Source organism: Pseudomonas sp. P1_F1_2, from assembly GCF_056405815.1.
On the sequence record NZ_JBFUBK010000003.1, the window covers coordinates 42,978 to 62,915 of the forward strand.

The window sequence follows — 19,938 nt, forward strand, 5'->3', positions numbered from 1 at the left end:
CGTCACACCTGATAAAAGTGCCGATACCACGCCACAAACTGCGCCACGCCGGCTTCAACCGCCACTTGCGGGCGGAAGTCGACCCAGTCTGCCAACGCCGACACATCGGCCCAGGTCTTGATGACATCCCCAGGTTGCATCGGCAAGTAATTGCGCTGCGCCTTGATCCCTAATGCCGACTCCAGGCATTCGATAAAATCCAGCAGCGCAATCGGCATGCCACGGCCGATGTTGAAAATCCGGTTGACGCCCTCATCTGCCTGGTTCGGCAGTGGCGGCTTGAGACGCAGCCGGACGATGCCTTCGACGATGTCGTCGATGTAGGTGAAGTCGCGCGCCATCTGGCCATGGTTGAACACATCGATGGGCTGGCCCTTGAGGATCGCTTCGGTGAACTTGAACAACGCCATGTCGGGACGGCCCCACGGTCCGTAGCCGGTAAAAAAGCGCAGGCCGCTGGCCTTCAGACCGTAGAGATGACAGTAGCTGTCGGCGAGCAATTCATTGGCGCGCTTGCTCGCCGCGTACAGCGAAACCGGATGATCGACCCGGTCATCGACGCTGAACGGCAGTTTGCTGTTGGCACCGTACACTGAGCTGCTTGACGCGTAGATCAAGTGCGCGGGCGGATGGTGCCGGCAGGCTTCCAGCACATTCAAGAAGCCCACCAGGTTGGATTGAGCATAGGCATCCGGATTGTGTTGCGAGTAACGAACGCCCGCTTGCGCCGCCAGGTGCACCACTTCGGTGAAGCGATACTCGTTGAACAACCCCATCAAGGCGGGTTTGTCGACGATGTCCATCTTCTGAAAATGGAAGCCCTGCAACGCGCTCAATTGTTCGAGCCGAGCGCGCTTGAGCGCCACGCTGTAATAGTCGTTGAGGTTGTCGAGGCCTATCACTTCCAGACCTTGGAGGCACAACCGTTTGACCGTGTGATACCCAATGAACCCTGCGGCGCCAGTCACAAGAACGGTCATAGTGCCTTGCTCCGTTGTTCAGACAAGAGTTGTTAGTTATAGCGTTGCTATTGCATTGGGTCCAGATTGGGAGCTCACTACTTACTATCCCCAACATCGGGGACTGCACTCGCTCGGGATGACTATTAATAGCGTCAAAAGTTTAATAAACCCGACGAAACGGAAATCAACCACAAAAACAATTACTTGCGTACTGTCAAAATCGCCAATGGATAAAAGGCATGTATTTTGACAAGGAACGTTTGACAGACCGCTTAGAGTGGTCGATAACTACACCGGTCTATTTGAACAGAGCGCGAGTGCAGATTGCCTGCATTGGCGGTTGTTCCTTAGACCCACCTCTTCAGAACAATTTTTTTGTGGGTCCCATGTGCAGACCGTGCGGTAGCTTTGTCTGTTTCAACGTTGAGTCACGGTCTTATGCCCAAAGCGCTACACGTTAGAGCATTACGTTATTCGTTGCACTTTCGTGAAGCACTATGTGCTTCAGTATTGAAACACTACTGCACATACATACATAAAAAAAACATATCTGCGTCCAACTTCACTTCATAGGCCTCACTAGAGCCACTGCCTGCCTAAACTTCGCTAATCACAGAGTTTACCAGCATGCCAGCACATAGCTCCGAACGGTCTAATTGGTACCTCCTGCAATGCAAACCACGTCAGGACGAACGTGCCCATCTCAACCTGCTTCAACAAAATTATGTGATCTTCCACCCTCAGTTGGTGAGTGAACGCGTGATCCGCGGGAAACGCCATCGGGTGCTGGAATCGCTCTTCCCTGGGTATTTGTTTATCCATCTCAGCCGTAGCGACAATTGGGCGCCCATCCGTTCTACCCGCGGCGTCAGTCGTATTGTCGAATTCAATCATGGTCCTGCGACGGTGTCCGAGCACGTCATCGAGCATCTGCGTGCGCGCTGTATTGAATCAGCGGAACCGCACACCAGCCACGACCTGAAACCCGGCGAACACTTGCAGATCATTCGAGGGCCGCTGTCGCCACTTGAAGGCGTCTTCATTTCCTCGCTCGGCGCCGAGCGCGTCATGATCCTGTTGCAGTTTCTTAATCGGGAACAAACTATTTGCGTCCCGCGAAGTGATCTCGAACGTCATAGCACGCCATTACAAATAAATAACTAATCGCTTGCCTTATATGCTTTTTTTCAGGAGCTATAACATGGCCTTGAAGTCACGCTGCCTTATTGCACTGATCACGGCCTCTCTTTATTCAGGGATGGCATGGAGTATTCGCCCACAATACATAAACGTTTACGGCTTCAACTTCACCCCGACTTTTTTAGTCTCTGAAAGTTACGATGACAACTTTCGTGAGTTAGAAAGCAATGTGCAGTCTTCCATGATCACCCGTTTGGCGCCCTCCTTCGAGCTCAAGGCCGAAGACCGCAACAGCGCCACTCGCCTGATCTGGCAACCCGCCCGCTACATCTATCACGACGAGTCGGACGCCTCATACACGGCCCATCGCGTGCGGGCGGACAGCATCATGGAATTCACCGATCGACACCGTCTGAAACTTGAAGCCGAATACCGTAAATGGGAGCGCACAGAATCGACGGCCGTAGAAGGCGTCAATGACAAGCTCAATAACAAACGGGTCGGCGGTTTATATACCTACGGCGCCAAAAGTGCAGATAACCAGATCGATTTCGGTGCCAGTTATGCAGAACTTCGTTACGACAATGCCGACGGCGTCAACGACGACAAAGAACGTAATACCACCGGTGTGACCACCACCTGGTATCACCGCATCGGCAGTAATACCCGCGGTTTGCTGGAATACGATCACACCGATTTTGATTACCTGCTGGCCAACAGTCCGCGCAGCAGCAAATCCGATGCCCTACTCGCCGGTGCAACGTGGGACGTCACCGCACGCACGACAGGCAAAGTGCGCATCGGCTATGAGAAAAAGAACTTCGACAGCAGCCAGTCCAAAGACCTCGACAACCCCACCTGGCAAGTGGACCTGCAATGGAAACCTCTAACCTATTCGACATTTACCTTCCTCGCCCGCCAGGCCCTCGCCGAAGGTGACGATGGCGCTGATGCCGTGAAGTCGACCTTCACCCAGGTCGGCTGGCGTCATGGCTGGACCGAACGGATCACCTCCGTGGCCCAGGCCGGGTACGGTCGGTATGTCTACGAAGGCCAAAGCCGTACAGACAATCTCCAGGATTACAACCTGGGTTTGATTTACGCCATGCGCCGTTGGCTGGATATCGAACTGGGCTATCGCTACCGCGATAACGATTCCGATGCCGACAATGAAAGTTTCACCCGCAACATTGTTTCGATCAGCTTCAACGTAAGCCTTTAGGAGGGTTTCGACATGAACTCACAGACTCTTGGCTTGTTGTTCACTTTGCTGGTTGTCCCCACGACCCATGCAGCGGATTCCGGTACTCAGTACAAACTGGCGGCCGGGGATGTCTTGCGCATCACGGTATTTGGCGAACCGGAATTGAGCCTCAAACGTATCCGTCTCAGTGACGCCGGCACGTTTTCCTATCCGTTCCTGGGTGAGATTTCCGCCAAGGGGCTCACACCGAACCAGGTCGAAAAAATCATCGTCGACGGGCTTAAACAGGGCTACCTGACCGACCCGAAGGTCAGCCTGAGCCAGATTGAGTACCGCTCGTTCTACATCAATGGCGAAGTGCAAAAACCCGGCAGCTATCCGTTCATACCCGGCCTGACCCTGGAGAAGGCCATCGCGTTGGGCGGCGGCCTGACGGAGCGCGCTTCGATCAAACGCGTGACCATCGTGCGCGGCGATGGCGGTACGACGCTCACCGATGAAGTCACCCGCAACACCACGATTGCTCCCGGCGACACCATTTCCATTGCACAAGGCTTTTTCTAATCATGGACAACAGCCCTAGCACCTACGTCGAACGTCCTCTGCAAACGCACGTGCATCAGCAGCACAGCGAAGACAGAGACACCATTGACCTACTCAAACTGTGGAGGGTTATCTGGCGCGCAAAATGGACAATCGGCTGGCTGATCCTGTTTAGCTGTGCCCTGGCGGCGGTGGCGGTTTCGCTCATTACCCCGCAATACATCGGCAGCACCACGTTGCTGTTCAACGAAAAAACACCACCGCTGATGTCCTTCCAGCAAGTCAAGGACTCAAGCACCAACGCCACTGACTACTTGCAGACCCAGCAGGCCCTTCTCGAATCCCGGGACCTGGCCGAACGCGCGGTGCGAAAACTCAACCTCACCACCAACCCGATCACCGACCCGCGCCAGCAACCGGCGCCCTGGTTCACGCCGCGCAAGTGGCTGGCGGCCCTGKAGCTCGACCAATGGATCCCCGGTCTGGCCATTTTGATGCCCGTCAAGGACACCCCGACCGAGGAAGACGTCTTCAACCAGGTCACGCAAAACCTGATGCTGCACACCACGGTCAAGTTCGTCGGCAAGAGCCAACTGCTCGAAATCCAGGTTGAACTGCCCGACCCGGATCTTGCCGCCGCAGCAGCCAATGCACTGGCCCAAGGCTTTACCGACAGCCAGATCGACACCAGCGAGAAGTCTTCGCAGTCCACCACGGCCTGGATGAACACGCGGCTGGTCGAGTTGCGCAACAACTTGCGCGTGGCCGAGAAAAAACTCCAGGGCTATCGCGAAGAACAAGGCCTGGTCGATGTCGGCGGCGTCGCCACCATCAGCGCCAACGAACTGGAAATGACTGGCAGCCGAATGGTCGATGCCCGCCGTACCCGCGCCGAAGCCGAGAGCGAATACCGTCAGGCCAAAGCCTTGAGCAATGGTGACTTGAGCCGGCTCTCCAGTGTGCCCGCGGTGTTGAGCAACCCGCTGGTCCAGCAGTTCCAGGCGGACCGGGCCAAGGCCCAGGCGAAAGTCGATGAACTGTCGGGGCGCTATGGTCCCAAACACCCGAGCCTGATTTCCGCGCAATCTGAATTGCGCGCCGCCACCACCAGCCTGCAGTTGCAAGTGCAGCAGGTGGTTGCCGGGATCGAGCGGCAGTACCAACTCGCCTCGGCCAGCGAAGCCTCGCTGCGCCAATCGTTCAACAGCAACAAGGCGCAGATCCAGGACATCGCTCGCAAGGAGTTTCAGCTGCGCGAGTTCCAGCGTGAAGTCGATAGCACCCGTGCGCTGTATGAAACCTTCGTCACCCGCTTGAAGGAAACCGCCGCCACCGCCGACATGGACTCGACCAAAGTGCGCATCGTCGACCCGGCGATTGTCCCGGTGGAAGCCAGCAAGCCGCGCAAAACCTTGATTGTGGCGATCGTCGGGTTGCTGGCGGCTGTGATCGGCGTGGCCCTGGCCCTGCTCTTCGACAGCCTGAGCAACACCTTCAAGACCGATGAAACCATCGAGAGCATGCTCCACATTCCATTGCTCAGTGTCGTGCCGTTGGTCGTGAAGAAAAGCCGCCGGCAACTGGCTCGGTTGTTTGAGGACAATGACCACCCGCGTTTTTCCGAAACCATTCGCAACCTGCGCACCTGGCTGATGCTGCAAAGCAGCGACATGCCGTCGCAGATCGTGCTGGTCACCTCGACCGTCGCCGGCGAGGGCAAAAGCACCATTGCCAACAACCTCGCCAGCTCGCTCACCGCCCTTGAACGTGTGCTGCTGATCGATGCCGACATGCGCCAACCCACCCTGGCGCTGAACTTTGATTTCCCGCCGGACAGCCCCGGACTGGCCAACGTGATTGCCGGCACCGCCCGGCTCGAGGACTGCATCTTGTCGGTCGGCAATCTGGACTTGCTGCCGGCCGGAAAGATGGGGCCGTCCTCGGTGGATGTGTTCACCGCGCCGCGCCTGCCGTCTCCCGCCGATGCGCTCAATCCGGCGCGCCAGCCTCCACCGCAGGACTTGCTCAGTTCGCCGCGCATGGCCCGCATGCTCGAAGCGCTCAAGTTGCGTTACCGCCACATCATCATCGACTCCCCTCCCGCCGAGATGATCAGTGATGCGCTGCTGCTGGCCCAGCATTCGGACGCGGTGATTTATGTGGTCAAGGCCGACAGCACGTCAATCGGCCAGGTACAAAGGGGCATTGCCATGTTGCAACAAAGCCACGTACCGGTGTTTGGCACCGTGCTCAACCAGGTCGACCTGCGCAAGGCGCGCAAGTACGGCTACAACCACTCCCGAACCTTTTACAACTACGACTTCGCGTCCCGGTAATGAGTGATAGGGGGGCTTTCCCCCCTCACCATAACGCCCCGCCATAACAAAAAGCTGCATCACCTCAAACACAACAAAAAAAGCTGCTTCACCTCTGCCGAGCTACGGAAAAGCCTGCGGGAGCCACGCCGTGTCTGCCCGTCCAGCGTTTGCGCACTACGTCTGCCTTGAGGTCAAGCCCATGACACCGCTCTATACCGCTCATCTGACGCACCGCCGCGGCCTGACGTTCTGGGCCCAGTGGGTGTGCGCCATGACGCTGACCACCTCGCTGCTGATGCTGCTCGTGTTGATGCGCGTCGGCAGCCTGACCAGCGATTACCGCATTCTGATCATCATGACCGTGCTCGGTTCGGTGCCGATTTACAGCCTGATGCAGGTCTACCACAAGCGTCACGGCCTGTTGGTCGGGCTCGGTCGATTGCTCGCGGGCTGGCTGATCTTGCTGGCCGTTCTGGGGGCCATTGCCTTCATCACTCAGACCAGTGCGAAGTACTCGCGCCAGGTCATCATGGTCTGGGCGGTCCTGGGTTTTCTGGTCCAGGCGTTGAGCTTTCTGCCCCTGCACTACTTTGCACGGTTGCACGCGCGCATGGTCTGCAAGGAGCGCCGTTCGGTGATCATCGGCACCTGCCCGACCGCCCATGAACTGGCGAAAAAACTGTCACAGCCAAACCGCGCACTGGCCTTGGGGTTTATCGCCACTGCCGACGACATCGGCCCGGCGCCGAGCATCCTGCCGCTGCTGGGCCGCGTCGAAGAGATTCGCGAAATCATCACCCGCCTGCATGTGCGGCGCGTCTACATCGTCCTGACCATGGCCCATGCCGCCACTATCGAGGCGTTGTACATCGACCTGCTGGACATGAATGTCGACGTGGTGTGGATCCCGGATTTCGGCAGCATGGTGCTGCTCAATCACTCGATCTCCGAGATCGAGAGAATGCCGGCGATTTACCTCAACGAAAGCCTGATCAGCTCGCACCCGGCCAGCCTGTTTTGCAAGGACCTGTTTGAACGCAGCCTGGCGGCGACGGCCGTCATTTTGCTCAGCCCGCTGCTGGTGATGGTCGCTGCCGCCATCAAGCTGACCTCCCCTGGCCCAGTGCTGTTCAAGCAAAACCGCCACGGTTGCAACGGTGAAGTGATCAAGGTCTGGAAGTTTCGTTCGATGCGCGTCCACGACGATCAGGAGGTACGCCAGGCCACTCGTGACGATGACCGCGTCACCCCGGTTGGACGCTTCCTGCGCCGCAGTTCCATCGATGAGCTGCCACAACTGTTCAACGTGTTGCTCGGGCAAATGGCCCTGGTCGGACCGCGCCCGCATGCCGTCACCCACAACATTTACTACACCGGCAAAGTGCAGGCCTACATGGCCCGCCATCGTCTGAAACCGGGCATTACCGGGCTGGCCCAGGTCACCGGACATCGTGGCGAAACCGAGACCGTGGAAAAGATGCAGCTGCGCGTCGCCCAAGACCTCAACTACATCAACCAATGGTCGCTGTGGCTGGACATCAAGATTCTGATCAAGACGCCCTTCACGCTGTTTTCGAAAAACATCTACTGACGCCCTGCTTCGACTCTCTGAGGTTTGACCATGAATGTGAGCGTATTCGGTATTGGTTATGTGGGCCTTGTCCAGGGCGCTGCGCTGGCGGAAGTCGGCCACACGGTGATGTGCGTGGATGTCGACGCCGCCAAGGTCGAGGCCTTGAAGGACGGCACCTTGCCGATCTACGAACCCGGCCTGAAGAGCCTGGTGCTCGACAATTACCACAGCGGCCGCCTGCAATTCAGCACTGACCTGGCCAGCGCCGTACGCCATGGTGAGGTGCTGCTGATCGCCGTGGGCACGCCGCCTGACGAAGACGGCTCGGCAGACCTCCAATATGTGCTGAGCGTGGCGCAAACCATTGCCCTGAACATGGACGGCCACCGGATCATCGTCGACAAGTCCACGGTCCCGGTGGGCACCGGCGACCGGGTGCGTGCGCACATCGAACAGGTGCTGGCCGACAAGGGTCGCAGCGACCTGACGTTCGATGTGGTCTCCAATCCGGAATTTCTCAAGGAGGGCTGTGCGGTAGAAGACTGCATGCGCCCGGACCGGATCGTCATCGGCACCGATAGCCCGCACGCCGAAGCGGTCATGCGCGAGCTGTACGAACCGTTCAATCGCAACCGCGAAAAGATCATCGTCATGGACATCCGCAGCGCCGAGCTGACCAAGTACGCCGCCAACTGCATGCTGGCGACCAAGATCAGTTTCATGAACGAGATAGCCAACATCGCGGAAAAACTCGGTGCCGACATCGAAATGGTCCGCCACGGCATCGGCTCCGATCCGCGCATTGGTTATCAGTTTATCTACCCGGGCCTGGGCTACGGCGGTTCGTGTTTCCCCAAGGACGTGCAAGCGCTGATTCACACGGCCACCAGCATCGATATCGATGCGCGAGTACTCAAGGCTGTCGAGTCACGCAACAACGAACAGAAAGCCAGCCTGTACACCAAGGTTTTCGATTACTTCAACGGCGATCTTCGCGGCAAGACTTTTGCCGTGTGGGGCTTGAGTTTCAAACCCAACACCGACGACATGCGCGAAGCCCCAAGCCGGGTGTTGATGGAAGCGCTGTGGCGCGCCGGCGCCAACGTCCAGGCATTCGACCCCAAAGCCATGGAAGAAACCCAGCGTATCTATGGATCACGCGATGACCTGACTTTGGCGGGCACCAAAGAAGCGGCGCTGAAAAATGCCGACGCCTTGGTCATCGTCACGGAGTGGCAATCGTTCCGTGCGCCGGACTTCGACCTGATCAACCAACAGCTCAAACAACCGCTGATTTTTGACGGGCGCAACCTGTTCGATCCGCAGCGTTTGAGCCAACGCGGCTTTACCTACGTGTCCGTCGGCCGACAGACCCGCGCTGTCATCTGAAAGGAGTCAGGCCATGATCAAGCTGAAAATTGTCAGGCATTACTCACCGAAATTGCTCGACGCCAATCAGGCGTATTCCTTCATCAACTTCGCGTCCATCGGCAGTTTTTTCAAAGACACTCCGGGCACCGTCGCCTACTTTTGCGACGGCATGCTGATGTCGGCGTTCATGTCGCAGGTGACCGGGCGCAGCATCGGCCGGGTCAGCTTCGATTTCACATCCATCGCCGACCCGGTGTTGGGCAGCGCCGAGCAATCGGGTAAACGGGTGTATTTCGTCGGCGCCCACCAGGCCGAGCTGGAGCTGTTCATCAGCAAGATCAAGGCCCGCTACCCGCAGTTGATCATCGCCGGCTATCACAATGGCTACTTCAATGTGGCGCAAGCCAAGGGCATCCGGCGCGACATCTGCCAGAGCGACGCGAATGTCCTGATCGTCGGCCTCGGTGCCGGATTGCAAGAGCAGTTCGTACAAGATGCGCAGCGCGCAGGCTTTCACGGTGTGGCATTTACCTGTGGAGGGTTCATTCGCCAGGAGGCCATGGCCACGTGTCAGTACTACCCCGAGGTGATCAATCGCCTGCATTTGCGCGCGTTCTACCGGATGTACCGCGAGCCGCACACCATCAAACGCTACCTCGTCGACTACCCCGGCAATTTCCTGCAACTACTGGCAATGCTCGTTCGGCACAAAGTCACCATCCGTGTCGGGGAATGACCATGCACATTCTGTTCATCCTCAAGGATTTCAAGTCGGGTGGCGGCGTCGAGCGCGTCCAGCAGCGCTTGTCCGAGCAGTTTCTCAAGGACGGCCAGCGCGTGAGTTTCTTCGTCATCAACGGCGACACGCCGGACACGCAAGGGGCTCAAAGCCTCAATGACGGCGGCGGGCGCGGTCTGCTCGGATGGCTCAAATCGATCATTCTGTTGCGCCGGTTGATTCAGCGTGAAGGCATCACCCACCTCATTTCCGCCAAGGAGCAGGCGAACCTTTGCACATGGTTCGCCACCCTCGGCAGCCCTTGCAAGGTCATCTATAGCCGCCACGCCACACTCGATTGCACGGAGCAGAAAACCAGCCCCACCGGCCTGCGCCTGCTCTACGCGTTGTACCTGTGTGGCAGCGGCAAGGTGGTGACGGTGTCTACGGTGTTGCGTCAATCCCTGGCTGAAATGATGCCGTGGGGAAGTCAGCGCATCCGCTATTGCCCGAACGCCGTCATCAACGATCAACTGCTGCACGCCGCCAAGGCGCCGTTGCCCACTGAAATTCCGCGCAATTATTGGCTGGGCCTGGGCCGTCTGGTGGCGCCAAAAGGTTTTGACTTGCTGCTCGATGCCTATGCCATGGCCCTGCACAGCGAGGCGGTACCGGATCTGGTGATTGCCGGCGACGGTCCCTTGCGAGGTGAGCTGACGGTACAGGCCAATCGCCTGGGTATCGCGCACCGGGTGCATTTCACCGGGTTCTTGAGCAACCCCTATCCGCTGCTCAAGAACGCACGTTTGTTCATTCTCAGCTCGGTGCATGAAGGCATGCCGACGGTGCTGATCGAGGCCTTGGCGCTGGGTACGCCGGTGCTGGCCAGCGACTGCGAAACAGGGCCCAGAGAATTGCTGGACAACGGCCGCCTCGGCCAACTGGTCAACGTCAACGATGCGCCGGCACTGGCCGAAGGCATGCTGCAAAGCCTGTTTTTGCAGGGTCGGGTCGCCGTCAATGAAGGCATGATTTCCGACGCGATACGTCAGTACACCAGCCAGGACGCCGCGCAAGCGTACTACCAGGTGTGGAATCAATGAAAAAGTTGCTGATTATCCTGCACGACCTCAGCGCAGGCGGGGCCGAAAAAATGATGACGCGCCTGGCCGGGGCGCTGGTGGACGCGGGCAATGACGTGACCCTGCTGATGCTCACCGGCGGTGGCGTCAACGCGGCGTACCTCGACCCACGGGTAAAAAAGGTCGAATTGCGCAGCCCGCGCAGTTCAAGGGCCGTACCGGCACTGGTGCGTTTTCTTCGACAAAACCGCTTCGACGCGCAACTGGCGGCGCTCACTCACGTCAACGTGATCGCCATTGTCGCCGCCGCGTTGTCGGGGACGCTGTCGCGGCTGCATGTCAGCGAACGCAACGCGTTCTCCCACGACAAACACGTCAACCCCGACTTCATGGTGCGCGTCGCCTACACGGTGGCGCCGCTGCTGTATCGGCTGATTCCCAACCCGGTGATTTGCGTCTCGCGCGGCGTCGCCCAAGACCTGATCGACACCACCATTGCCCGTCGCCAGGACGTGACCATTGCCGACAATCCGGTGCTCGACAACGACTTTCGGGAAAAACCGCATCAACCGCCCAGCCATCCCTGGCTGTTGGAAGCGTCCAACCCGGTGATTGTCGCCGTAGGTCGCCTAGCCCCGCAAAAAGGCTTCGATACGTTGATTACCGCGTTCGCCGCGCTGCCGAATCGCGACGCGCGCCTGATCATTTTTGGTGAAGGCGTCTTGCGCGATCAATTGCTGGAACAGGCTCGCAAGCTGGGCGTGGGGCATCGGCTTGACCTGCCGGGCTACACCCATGAGCCCATGGCAGAGGTGGCGGCGGCCGATTGCTTCGTGTTGTCGTCGCGCTTCGAAGGCAGCCCCAATGCGCTGGTCGAAGCGTTGTCCACGGGGACGCGGGTGGTTTCGACCCGTTGCCCGCATGGCCCGCAAGACATCCTGATCAATGGTGTCGTCGCCCCCCTCGTGGCCGTCGATGACCCGATGGCCCTGGCGCAGGCGATTGCCCTGCAACTCTCCACCCCACGAGAAGAACACCGTCAGGCGCGCCTCGACGCGGCCGCCCGTTTCATGAATGCCAGCGCGGTAAAAACCTACCTCAGCGCCCTGCTCGGGAGTCCCTCGCCATGAACCGACTGGAGATCCGCTATTCCACCCTGCGTGACGGCTTCACCTTGTTCGGTGTGCTGTTTTACATCCAGGTGATTTCGTTTGTCCTCGGTTTGGGCAGCGCCTCGAGTTTCGACGACATCGACAAAGACCTCGAAGGCAACGTGACCAACCAGATCTGCGGCCTGATCACGTTGCTGGTGCCTTTGTTTTTCTTCATCCGCAACAAGGTCTTCCTCAGCAAAAGCTTTTACCGCGGCAACTTCTTTCTGCTGGTGTTCCTACTCTGCGTGATCGCCTCCATCGGCTGGTCCTCTGACCCGATGCTGAGCCTCAAACGATTTGTCGCGATGATCAGCGTGGTGTTTTTCGCCGGTTTCATCGCCTACAACTACAGCCTCGAAAAAATCACCTTCATGCTCGGTTGCGCCATTGGCGTGGCGGCGTTGATCGGTTTGATCCTGGCGCTGGTCATGCCCAGCGCCGCGTTCGTTTCCGGCGGTATTCGCGAAGGCGCGTTCAAAGGGATTTTCATGGAGAAGAATGCCGGCGCACGGATCAACGCCATCGCGATCCTGTTGCTGCTGCCGATGATTCGCCAGCGTAACCGCTGGGCATTGTTCTGCTCGTTCTTCTCGCTGATTGCCATCTTGCTTGCCCAGTCGGCGACCGGGGTGGTGCTGGTGATTGCCGGCACGATCAGCTACTGGTATTTCCTGACGTTGATCCGTTTACGCATGAACCGATCGCAGCTGTTGTTCCTCGGCTGCACACTCCTCTACCTGCTGGTGTGCCTGTTCCTCTACAGCAACTTTGCGGTGTTGCTGGAAATGGCCGGTCGTGACCCGTCACTCACCGACCGCACGATGATCTGGGAGCTGCTCGGGCCGTTTGTCGACGATCAATACCTCAAGGGCTACGGCTTCGGCGCCTTCTGGTCCAGCCCCGATGCCGCCGCGTTCATAAAGCGTTGGGGTTACATCGGCAACGCGCACAGCGGTTACGTGGAGACCCTGCTCAACGGCGGCATCATCCAACTGACCGCGCTGGCTCTGCTGCTCGCTGAAGCGCTGATCAAACAGTACCGGGCCGTGACGGCGAACCAGTCTGCGCAGTTTCGCGCCAGCGCCTTGGTGATCATCGGTCTGTTCGCCGTCACCAATTACGTGGCGTACGTGATTCCCAACTACCGCTCTGCCGAGTTCCTGGTGTTCTGCACCCTGGCCCTGTCCTTTCGGCATCACCCTGCGACCTATCCCGAGTTGTCCCCGGCAACCCTGCGTCAGCGTCCGTCTGGCAGGGCATTACCGCGCGATTCAGCCAAAGCGTAAAAAGGAGAGACACCCGTGTCAGACCAAGCCCCGTCTTTACCGCATACAGTGTGTGTCGTGATCCCGATGTACAACGGCGCCGACAGCATTGAGCAAACACTGGCGTCCCTGGCCGGGCAAACCCGACTGCCCGACCACGTCATCGTCGTCGACGATGGTTCCTCCGATGACGGGCCACAACGGGTCAACGCCTTCGCGGCGCCGTTTCGCCTGACGCTGTTGCACCAGGCCAACGAAGGCCAGGCCAGCGCCCGCAACCACGGTCTGCGGCACTCTGAGGAGACGTTTGTGGCGTTTCTCGATGCCGATGACCAATTTCGTCCGCAAAAACTGGAGCTACAGCTGGCCCTGTATGACGAACTGAGTCGTCAAGGCCGGCCGGTGGGGCTGATCGACTGCTACACGCAGGTCAATTACAGCGACGGCAGGCGGCAAATGGACAATCTGCGCAAGAACGGCCGGCATTTCTACGATTTCATCCACGCCAACGTCCTCAATGGCGTATCCACCGCGCTGGTCAAGCGTGACGTGATCCTGCAACTCGGCGGCTTCGATGCCAGCCTGCGTTACTCCGAAGACCGCTTCATGTGGACCCGGATCGCCGAACACTGGGAGATCCACACGGTGCCGCAAGTGCTGCTGGAGCGCACGGTCAATGCCGGCAACATGACCGCGCAACCGAAGAAGTACTACCCGAACAAGATCAGGTTCATCGAGGTGTACCTCGCCCGCTACGGCGCGCAGCTCAGCAAGCAGCAACGGATCGATTTCGTGCTGGGCAACCACACTGACTTTCTCAATGCCTTTTCCCGCAAAGGCGAGCATGCCGACGTGATCGGCGTCTACCGGCGAATGCTGGACTATTCCTGGCAAACGCTGATCTTCGCCAACGGCAAACCGACCTTGCGCTACCTCTATGCCTGTGTTCGAACATTGCGCAAGGCAACGGCGTCAACCACCGCTCATTGAACCGGTATCCGCCATGGCCAATCACCGTCTGGTTACATTGATCTGGATCTTCACCGAGAAATTCGGCCTGATCTTCCTGTCGATGATTACCTTTGTCGCGTATGCCAGGCTGCTATCGCCCGCAGAGCTGGGTGTGGGCACGGTGATCATTGCCATCGTCGAGTTGATCGGCCTGGTGTATTCATCGGTTCTGGAAGACCCGCTGGTACGACTCGAGCGGTTGGAGGACAAACACATCTCCACGGCCTTCTGGGCGGCGGTACTCGTCAGTCTGGCGTCCATCGTCGTCATCTCGGGCGCGGTACTTGTGTACACGCCTGACCCGATGCTGCGATGGATGACGGCGGTGGCCTCGGTGAAAATCCTGTTCACCATGATGGCGCGGGTCTATGTGGCGCAGATGCGCCGTAGCGGCGACTTCAAGACGCTGGCGTCGCGCACGCTGCTGGGCAAGGTGTGTGGTGGCGTCGGCGGCGTCGCTGTCGCGCTTTGGGGATTGGGGGCCTGGGCGGTCATTGCCCAGGCACTGATCATGGAGTTCGTGTCCATCATCGTATTGATGCGCGCAGACCGGCAGCGCATCGCCTTTCATATTGACGGCCCCGTCTTGCGAGAACTGTTGAAGGCTGGTGCACCGGTAGCCGTCAACGCGCTGAGTTCGCAAACGCTGCAGCGTGGGGTCAACGTGGTCCTGGGCATGACGGCCGGCGCAAACGCGGTCGGCATGTTCAACATGGCGATGCGCATCATCGAACTACCCCGCACCGCGATTTACAACGGCCTGCTGAGCTATGCGCTGCCGGTGTTCGCGCGGCGCAGCGCCGATCCATCACGGTTGCGCGCGATCTTCAGCGATTCGACCGCCGTCAGCGGCTTCCTGCTGACGCCCTTGTTCATCGGCATCGCACTCACGGCGCACGACGTGATCCTGTTGATCTTCGGCGCCAAATGGACCGAGGCCATTGCGCCGCTGCAAGTGCTTGCGTGCACGGCAGCCATCGGCAATACCGCCATGTACGCCACGACCGCACTGGTCGCGGTCAATCGCAGTTACCTGACCATCAAGGCCGAAGTGGCAACCACGGTACTGGCACTGGCGCTGGTCTATAGCTTCGGCAGTCTCTATGGCGGCATGGCTGCCGCCCTGGCGTTACTGGCCCGGATGGCGATCATCACACCGTTGCAAATCCGCGGCTTGAACAGCGCAATCGGCTATGACTGGCGGCTGTTTTTCGACACCAACTATCGCAGCGTGATTGCCTCGCTCGTCATGGCCGCATTCGTCCTCCTGGTTTCTTCCCGATCGGGTTTTGAAGGTTACTTGCACCTGATCTGCAACATCGTGGCAGGCGCGCTGAGCTATGCCGTGGCGTATAGCGTCATGCACCCGCGCTGGCCGCAAGAATTCAAATCGGTTTTCACCGCTCGCTGAATTCAATCCCGAAACAGGAACACCTCACCATGCGCAAAACTACGCTGATCACTGGCGGGGCCGGCTACATCGGCTCCCATACCGCCCTGGCGCTCATCAACGCCGGACACCACGTGCTGATACTCGACAACCTGTGCAACAGCTGTCGAGAGTGCATCGCGCGCCTTGAGCTACTAACCGACACCCGGGTCGATTTCATCAATGGCGACATGGGCGACTCGATCTTGCTCGACAACATTTTCAGTCGTTACGACATCGATGCCGTGGTGCATTTTGCGAGTCTCAAATCCGTGGAAGAAAGCATCCGCAAGCCACTGGACTATTACGCCAACAACGTCGCCGGGACACTCAATCTTTGCCGGGCGATGGTGCGTCATGAAGTGTTCAACCTGGTGTTCAGCTCGTCGGCCACGGTGTATGGCGACCCCACGCAAGTACCGATTGCCGAAGATCTCGGCACTGGCAAACCCGTCAATCCCTACGGCCGGACCAAGCTGATGATCGAAGAGCTGCTGACCGACCTGTGTCACTCCGATTCGCGCTGGAACATCGCCTTGCTACGCTACTTCAACCCGATTGGCGCTCACGAGAGCGGGATGATCGGCGAAGACCCCAAGGGCCGCCCCAACAACCTGTTGCCGTGCCTGACGCAGGTCGCGATTGGACGGATGCCCGAACTCACGGTGTACGGCCGCGACTATCCCACCGTGGACGGAACGTGCGTGCGCGACTACATCCATGTGGTCGACCTTGCCAATGGTCATCTGAAGGCGCTGCAGGCATTGCAAGACATGGGTGGCATTCATTCCTGGAACCTGGGCACCGGCATTGGCTATAGCGTGCTCCAGATCATCCACAGTTTCGAAGACGTTACCGGCATCACCATCCCCTTCAGCTTCGCCCCGCGTCGCCCCGGAGACATCGCTCAAATGTGGGCCGACCCGAGCAGGGCTGGACGGGATCTGGGCTGGAGCGCGCAACGCGATCTCGATCAGATGATGGCGGATTCCTGGCGTTGGCAGTCGTGCAATCCGCAGGGCTATCAATCCTCATTCGGCGTAGTGGCATTGACTGCGGTGAAATAAGCAATCGTTCCAACGGTAAGGAAAGCACATGCTCAGAGAATGCCTGTGGGTACTGCTGTTGTCGGTTTCGCTGGCGTGCAGCGCTGCGCCAGCGCCTTCCCGTCCGCCAGCCGCCGGGCTGGTGCTGTGGCTGGACGCGGCCGATGCATCGAGCATGAGTATCGACGCACAGGACCGCCTCCAGCACTGGAACGACAAGTCCGGCAAATCCAACCACGCCACGGTGGACGACGCCATTGGGCCCTCGGGTCCGCAGTTCGTGGCCAACGCCTTGCACGGCCACGCGGTGGTGCGTTTCAATGGCGTTTCGGCGTTTCTGGGCAAAACAATCCGCGTTGGCAATGGCCCGGCAACCCTCCTGATCGTCTCCCGCCGGCTGCCCGAACAGAGCCCGGCAGACCCTTGGCAGCGGCTGTTCAGCTCACGCCCCAATAGCGTCGATAACGACAATGTGCTGCCCAACTTTGCCATTAGCCTGCGACAGGCAGACGCCTACGCGCCGACCATCTCCGTGCTCGAACTTCAAGACGTGCCGATTGGGCCCTACGCGGTCGGGCGCAACGTGGTCGGAAACGCCGACAACTTCAAAGGCGATATCGCGGAAGTGCTGGTGTACGACCGCCCGTTTGCCTCCCTTGCGCAGCAACAAGAGGCGTATCAATACCTGGCGGACAAGTGGTCGGTTGCCATTCCCCGGCAGGCTGATACCTGGACCCGGGTCGGGCCGCTGGGCCCCTTGCCGACACTCGACGACGCCGGCTTGCCCTTGTCCGATCAGGCCGATGCGGGTAACTGGATATTCGACAGCAAACTGTCCGATGACTTCGATGGCGACGTTCTCGACACCGTGCGCTGGCACGTCAACAATGCCCAGGGGAATGAATCCCTGGGCCGCAAGCCGGCGCTGTTCAGGCCGGCCAATGCGTTCTTGGCCAACGGCAACCTGAACATCGTCTTTCGCAAGGAAGCCTTGCCACAGAAGTACGTGCAACTGGGTTTCAAGGATTATTCTTCCGCCATGGTTCGCACGGTCGAGCGCGGTTTTTACGGTTACTACGAGGCACGCGCCAAACCCATGGACTCGGCAGGTTCCAGCGCCTTCTGGCTGGCCTGGACGGGCATGGAAGATAACGCCACCGAGATCGACATCTTCGAAATCGGCGGCAAGACCAAAGACGCTGCCTACGACCGCTTGTACAACATGAACGCCCACCTGTGGGCCACGCCCCAAAGCACCGAACATGTCGCCAGCGCCAGCATCTGGGTCAGCCCCTGGCGCCTGGCGAGTACGTTTCATGTCTACGGCTTCGACTGGCAGCCCGACACCCTGCGCTGGTACGTCGATGGCGTGCTGGTCCGGGAATCCAGGAATACGAATTTCTTCTTTCCAATGCAGATCGTCTTTGACAGTGAGGCCATGTGGCAATGGTTCGGAGTGGTAGACGATGCTGACCTGCCCTCTACCTTCAGAGTCGATTACGTCAAGGTGTGGCAACGCAGTCAGTAGCGTTTCTCAATCATGGATCTGTCCGTCAGGTTCATCCGATTACCCCTGAACTTTCGTTCGAGCAGTCAGGTCGACAGAATTCCAGCCTCATCCGGCTCCCGGGCGGCGGTTAAAAAAACAAGAATGAGGGGCTAACGGTGAATTGTCTGATTTGTGTCGGCGTGGCGGAACGCATTCAGTGCCACGGCCCATGGGAGGAAAGGGATTGTCCGGAATGCGGGCGCTATCGGGTTTCCGATGAGCTGCTTTTGACCTTGATGGATCAAGGCCAGATCTTCGATGTCATCAAAACCAGAAACTGGCTCGAGAGCCAACGCAAGGAAGGTGTTACCCCTTCAATTGAAGTCCATGAGGCGCTACTGCTGCTCTAGCGTTCGCGCTGGATCAACGTTCAATCGGCAGGGAGGTCAGTTGTCAATCAGCGCCAACCCATCTGGAGCGTGTACGTGATCAAACGCCGGCTGAATGAACTGGATTTGCTGCGCTTCCTGGCAGCGCTCGCCGTGGTGTTTTTTCACTATGCTTTTCGCGGGTATGCAAAAGGCGACATGTCTGTAATGCCCTACCCGCTGTTGGCTGAGCCTGCCAAATACGGTTACTTGGGTGTCGAACTGTTTTTCATGATCAGCGGATTCGTCATTCTCATGACCGCGTCGGGCAACAATCTCAAAGCCTTTTTCATATCCCGCGCCATTCGCCTCTACCCTGCTTTCTGGGTGTGCTGCACCCTGACTTTTCTGATCACGCTGGCCATTGGGCAGCCGCGATACACCGCTGATGTTTATCAATACATTATTAACATGACGTTGCTGGGCGACTTTGTAGGTGTCGAGCCCATAGACGGCGTGTACTGGTCGCTGTTTGTAGAAATAAAGTTCTACCTGATGATCTCCATTCTCCTGGCCTTCAAGAAAATAGAAAAAATAGAAACCTGTCTTGTGTGGTGGTTGCTGATCTCTGCCGGTGCCGAAGTATTCGCCTTCGAAAAGTTGCGCTCGGTATTAATTACCGATTACGCCGCCTATTTCATAGCGGGTGCGACGTTCTTCATGATCTGGGCCAAGGGGATCACCAAAACACGAGTGCTGCTCTTGGCTGGGGCATTGGCATTGGCCTGCTTCACCGCCATCGTTTGGGCCGAATTGCTCGAAACCAAATATCCAACCGACTTCGACCCCCTGATCGTCTGCAGCATGATCATCCTGTTCTTCATGACATTCTTCCTGGTCGCAACCAACAAGACTGCAGCCGTAGGGACATTCAACTGGACGGCATTAGGCGCGCTGACTTACCCACTTTATCTACTGCATCAAATGATCGGCTTTATGATTTTCAACATTGCCTACCCGGCGATAAACCCACACCTCCTGCTCTGGGGCACTATCGCGTTGATGATCGGTGCGTCTCATGTCATCCACAAACAAATAGAAACCCCCATTGCCAGGCACATTAAAAAAGCCCTTTCATTCTCCTTCAAACGTGTCGAGGCGAATAAGCCTCGATAAAGCGCCTCCTCCACCGCAGCGCAGCGCAGCGACATGACCGTTGATCTGCAATTTTTGCTAACGCCCAATAAAAACATATTTTGATGCTT

At 58.3% G+C, this 19,938-nt stretch carries 17 protein-coding genes and 1 pseudogene; 16 read left to right on the forward strand and 2 right to left on the reverse strand.

All coding sequences use genetic code 11. From position 1 onward, the window contains the following. Nucleotides 1-2: 2 nt before the first annotated feature. Complete coding sequence (locus AC1D2P_RS01505; protein ID WP_477757855.1) at nt 3-980, reverse strand: NAD-dependent epimerase; 978 nt, start codon at nt 978-980, stop codon at nt 3-5. 609 nt (nt 981-1,589) lie between these two features. On the opposite strand from AC1D2P_RS01505, the gene rfaH reads away from it, so the two are divergent. The 13 genes and pseudogenes from rfaH to galE all read left to right on the forward strand — a co-directional run. Then, a complete protein-coding gene (rfaH, locus tag AC1D2P_RS01510; RefSeq protein WP_109786239.1) occupies nt 1,590-2,126 on the forward strand; it encodes a transcription/translation regulatory transformer protein RfaH in 537 nt (178 codons plus the stop codon). 94 nt (nt 2,127-2,220) lie between these two features. Continuing rightward, on the forward strand, nt 2,221-3,324 hold the full coding sequence (locus tag AC1D2P_RS01515) for an outer membrane beta-barrel protein (protein ID WP_477757915.1): 1,104 nt from the start codon (nt 2,221-2,223) through the stop codon (nt 3,322-3,324). Nucleotides 3,325-3,336: 12 nt separating this feature from the next. Next, nucleotides 3,337-3,870 (forward strand): polysaccharide biosynthesis/export family protein, encoded by a 534-nt coding sequence (locus AC1D2P_RS01520; RefSeq protein WP_109786241.1) that lies wholly within the window; start codon nt 3,337-3,339, stop codon nt 3,868-3,870. A 2-nt stretch (nt 3,871-3,872) separates the two neighbouring features. Further along, on the forward strand, nt 3,873-6,185 hold the full coding sequence (locus tag AC1D2P_RS01525; RefSeq protein ID WP_477811290.1) for a GumC family protein: 2,313 nt from the start codon (nt 3,873-3,875) through the stop codon (nt 6,183-6,185). 181 nt (nt 6,186-6,366) lie between these two features. Continuing rightward, a complete protein-coding gene (locus AC1D2P_RS01530) occupies nt 6,367-7,758 on the forward strand; it encodes an undecaprenyl-phosphate glucose phosphotransferase (RefSeq protein WP_477757916.1) in 1,392 nt (463 codons plus the stop codon). A gap of 30 nt (nt 7,759-7,788) precedes the next feature. Further along, a complete protein-coding gene (locus AC1D2P_RS01535) occupies nt 7,789-9,129 on the forward strand; it encodes a UDP-glucose dehydrogenase family protein (protein WP_258666153.1) in 1,341 nt (446 codons plus the stop codon). Nucleotides 9,130-9,142: 13 nt separating this feature from the next. Then, nucleotides 9,143-9,847, forward strand: coding sequence for a WecB/TagA/CpsF family glycosyltransferase (locus tag AC1D2P_RS01540; RefSeq protein ID WP_109786243.1), 705 nt, complete (start codon nt 9,143-9,145; stop codon nt 9,845-9,847). A gap of 2 nt (nt 9,848-9,849) precedes the next feature. Next, nucleotides 9,850-10,932: a glycosyltransferase gene (locus AC1D2P_RS01545; protein WP_109786244.1), complete on the forward strand. Its 1,083-nt coding sequence runs from the start codon at nt 9,850-9,852 to the stop codon at nt 10,930-10,932. Continuing rightward, entirely contained in the window at nt 10,929-12,041 is a 1,113-nt protein-coding gene (locus tag AC1D2P_RS01550; protein WP_046030296.1) for a glycosyltransferase, read from the forward strand. Before AC1D2P_RS01545 ends, AC1D2P_RS01550 begins: the two co-directional genes overlap by 4 nt. Then, nucleotides 12,038-13,351 carry an O-antigen ligase family protein gene (locus AC1D2P_RS01555; protein WP_109786245.1) on the forward strand — a complete coding sequence of 438 codons (1,314 nt, stop codon included), beginning with the start codon at nt 12,038-12,040 and terminating at the stop codon, nt 13,349-13,351. Before AC1D2P_RS01550 ends, AC1D2P_RS01555 begins: the two co-directional genes overlap by 4 nt. Nucleotides 13,352-13,366: 15 nt before the next feature. Next, complete coding sequence (locus tag AC1D2P_RS01560) at nt 13,367-14,320, forward strand: glycosyltransferase family 2 protein (RefSeq protein WP_046030298.1); 954 nt, start codon at nt 13,367-13,369, stop codon at nt 14,318-14,320. Between the two features lie 13 nt (nt 14,321-14,333). Then, nucleotides 14,334-15,752: an oligosaccharide flippase family protein gene (locus tag AC1D2P_RS01565; RefSeq protein ID WP_077431957.1), complete on the forward strand. Its 1,419-nt coding sequence runs from the start codon at nt 14,334-14,336 to the stop codon at nt 15,750-15,752. A gap of 29 nt (nt 15,753-15,781) precedes the next feature. Continuing rightward, nucleotides 15,782-16,786: pseudogene (gene galE, locus AC1D2P_RS01570) on the forward strand (UDP-glucose 4-epimerase GalE); the annotation flags it as partial. Between the two features lie 8 nt (nt 16,787-16,794). Here galE and AC1D2P_RS01575 read toward each other — a convergent pair. Continuing rightward, entirely contained in the window at nt 16,795-16,842 is a 48-nt protein-coding gene (locus tag AC1D2P_RS01575) for a hypothetical protein (RefSeq protein WP_371916738.1), read from the reverse strand. Nucleotides 16,843-16,865: 23 nt separating this feature from the next. Between AC1D2P_RS01575 and AC1D2P_RS01580 the strand changes: the two genes are divergently transcribed. The 3 genes from AC1D2P_RS01580 (at nt 16,866) to AC1D2P_RS01590 (ending at nt 19,849) form a co-directional block, all read left to right on the forward strand. Beyond that, a complete protein-coding gene (locus tag AC1D2P_RS01580; RefSeq protein WP_109786247.1) occupies nt 16,866-18,344 on the forward strand; it encodes a family 16 glycosylhydrolase in 1,479 nt (492 codons plus the stop codon). Between the two features lie 137 nt (nt 18,345-18,481). Further along, on the forward strand, nt 18,482-18,715 hold the full coding sequence (locus tag AC1D2P_RS01585) for a hypothetical protein (RefSeq protein ID WP_046030302.1): 234 nt from the start codon (nt 18,482-18,484) through the stop codon (nt 18,713-18,715). 75 nt (nt 18,716-18,790) lie between these two features. Next, nucleotides 18,791-19,849, forward strand: a complete 1,059-nt coding sequence (locus AC1D2P_RS01590; protein WP_077431954.1) for an acyltransferase family protein — start codon at nt 18,791-18,793, stop codon at nt 19,847-19,849. Nucleotides 19,850-19,938 lie beyond the last annotated feature (89 nt).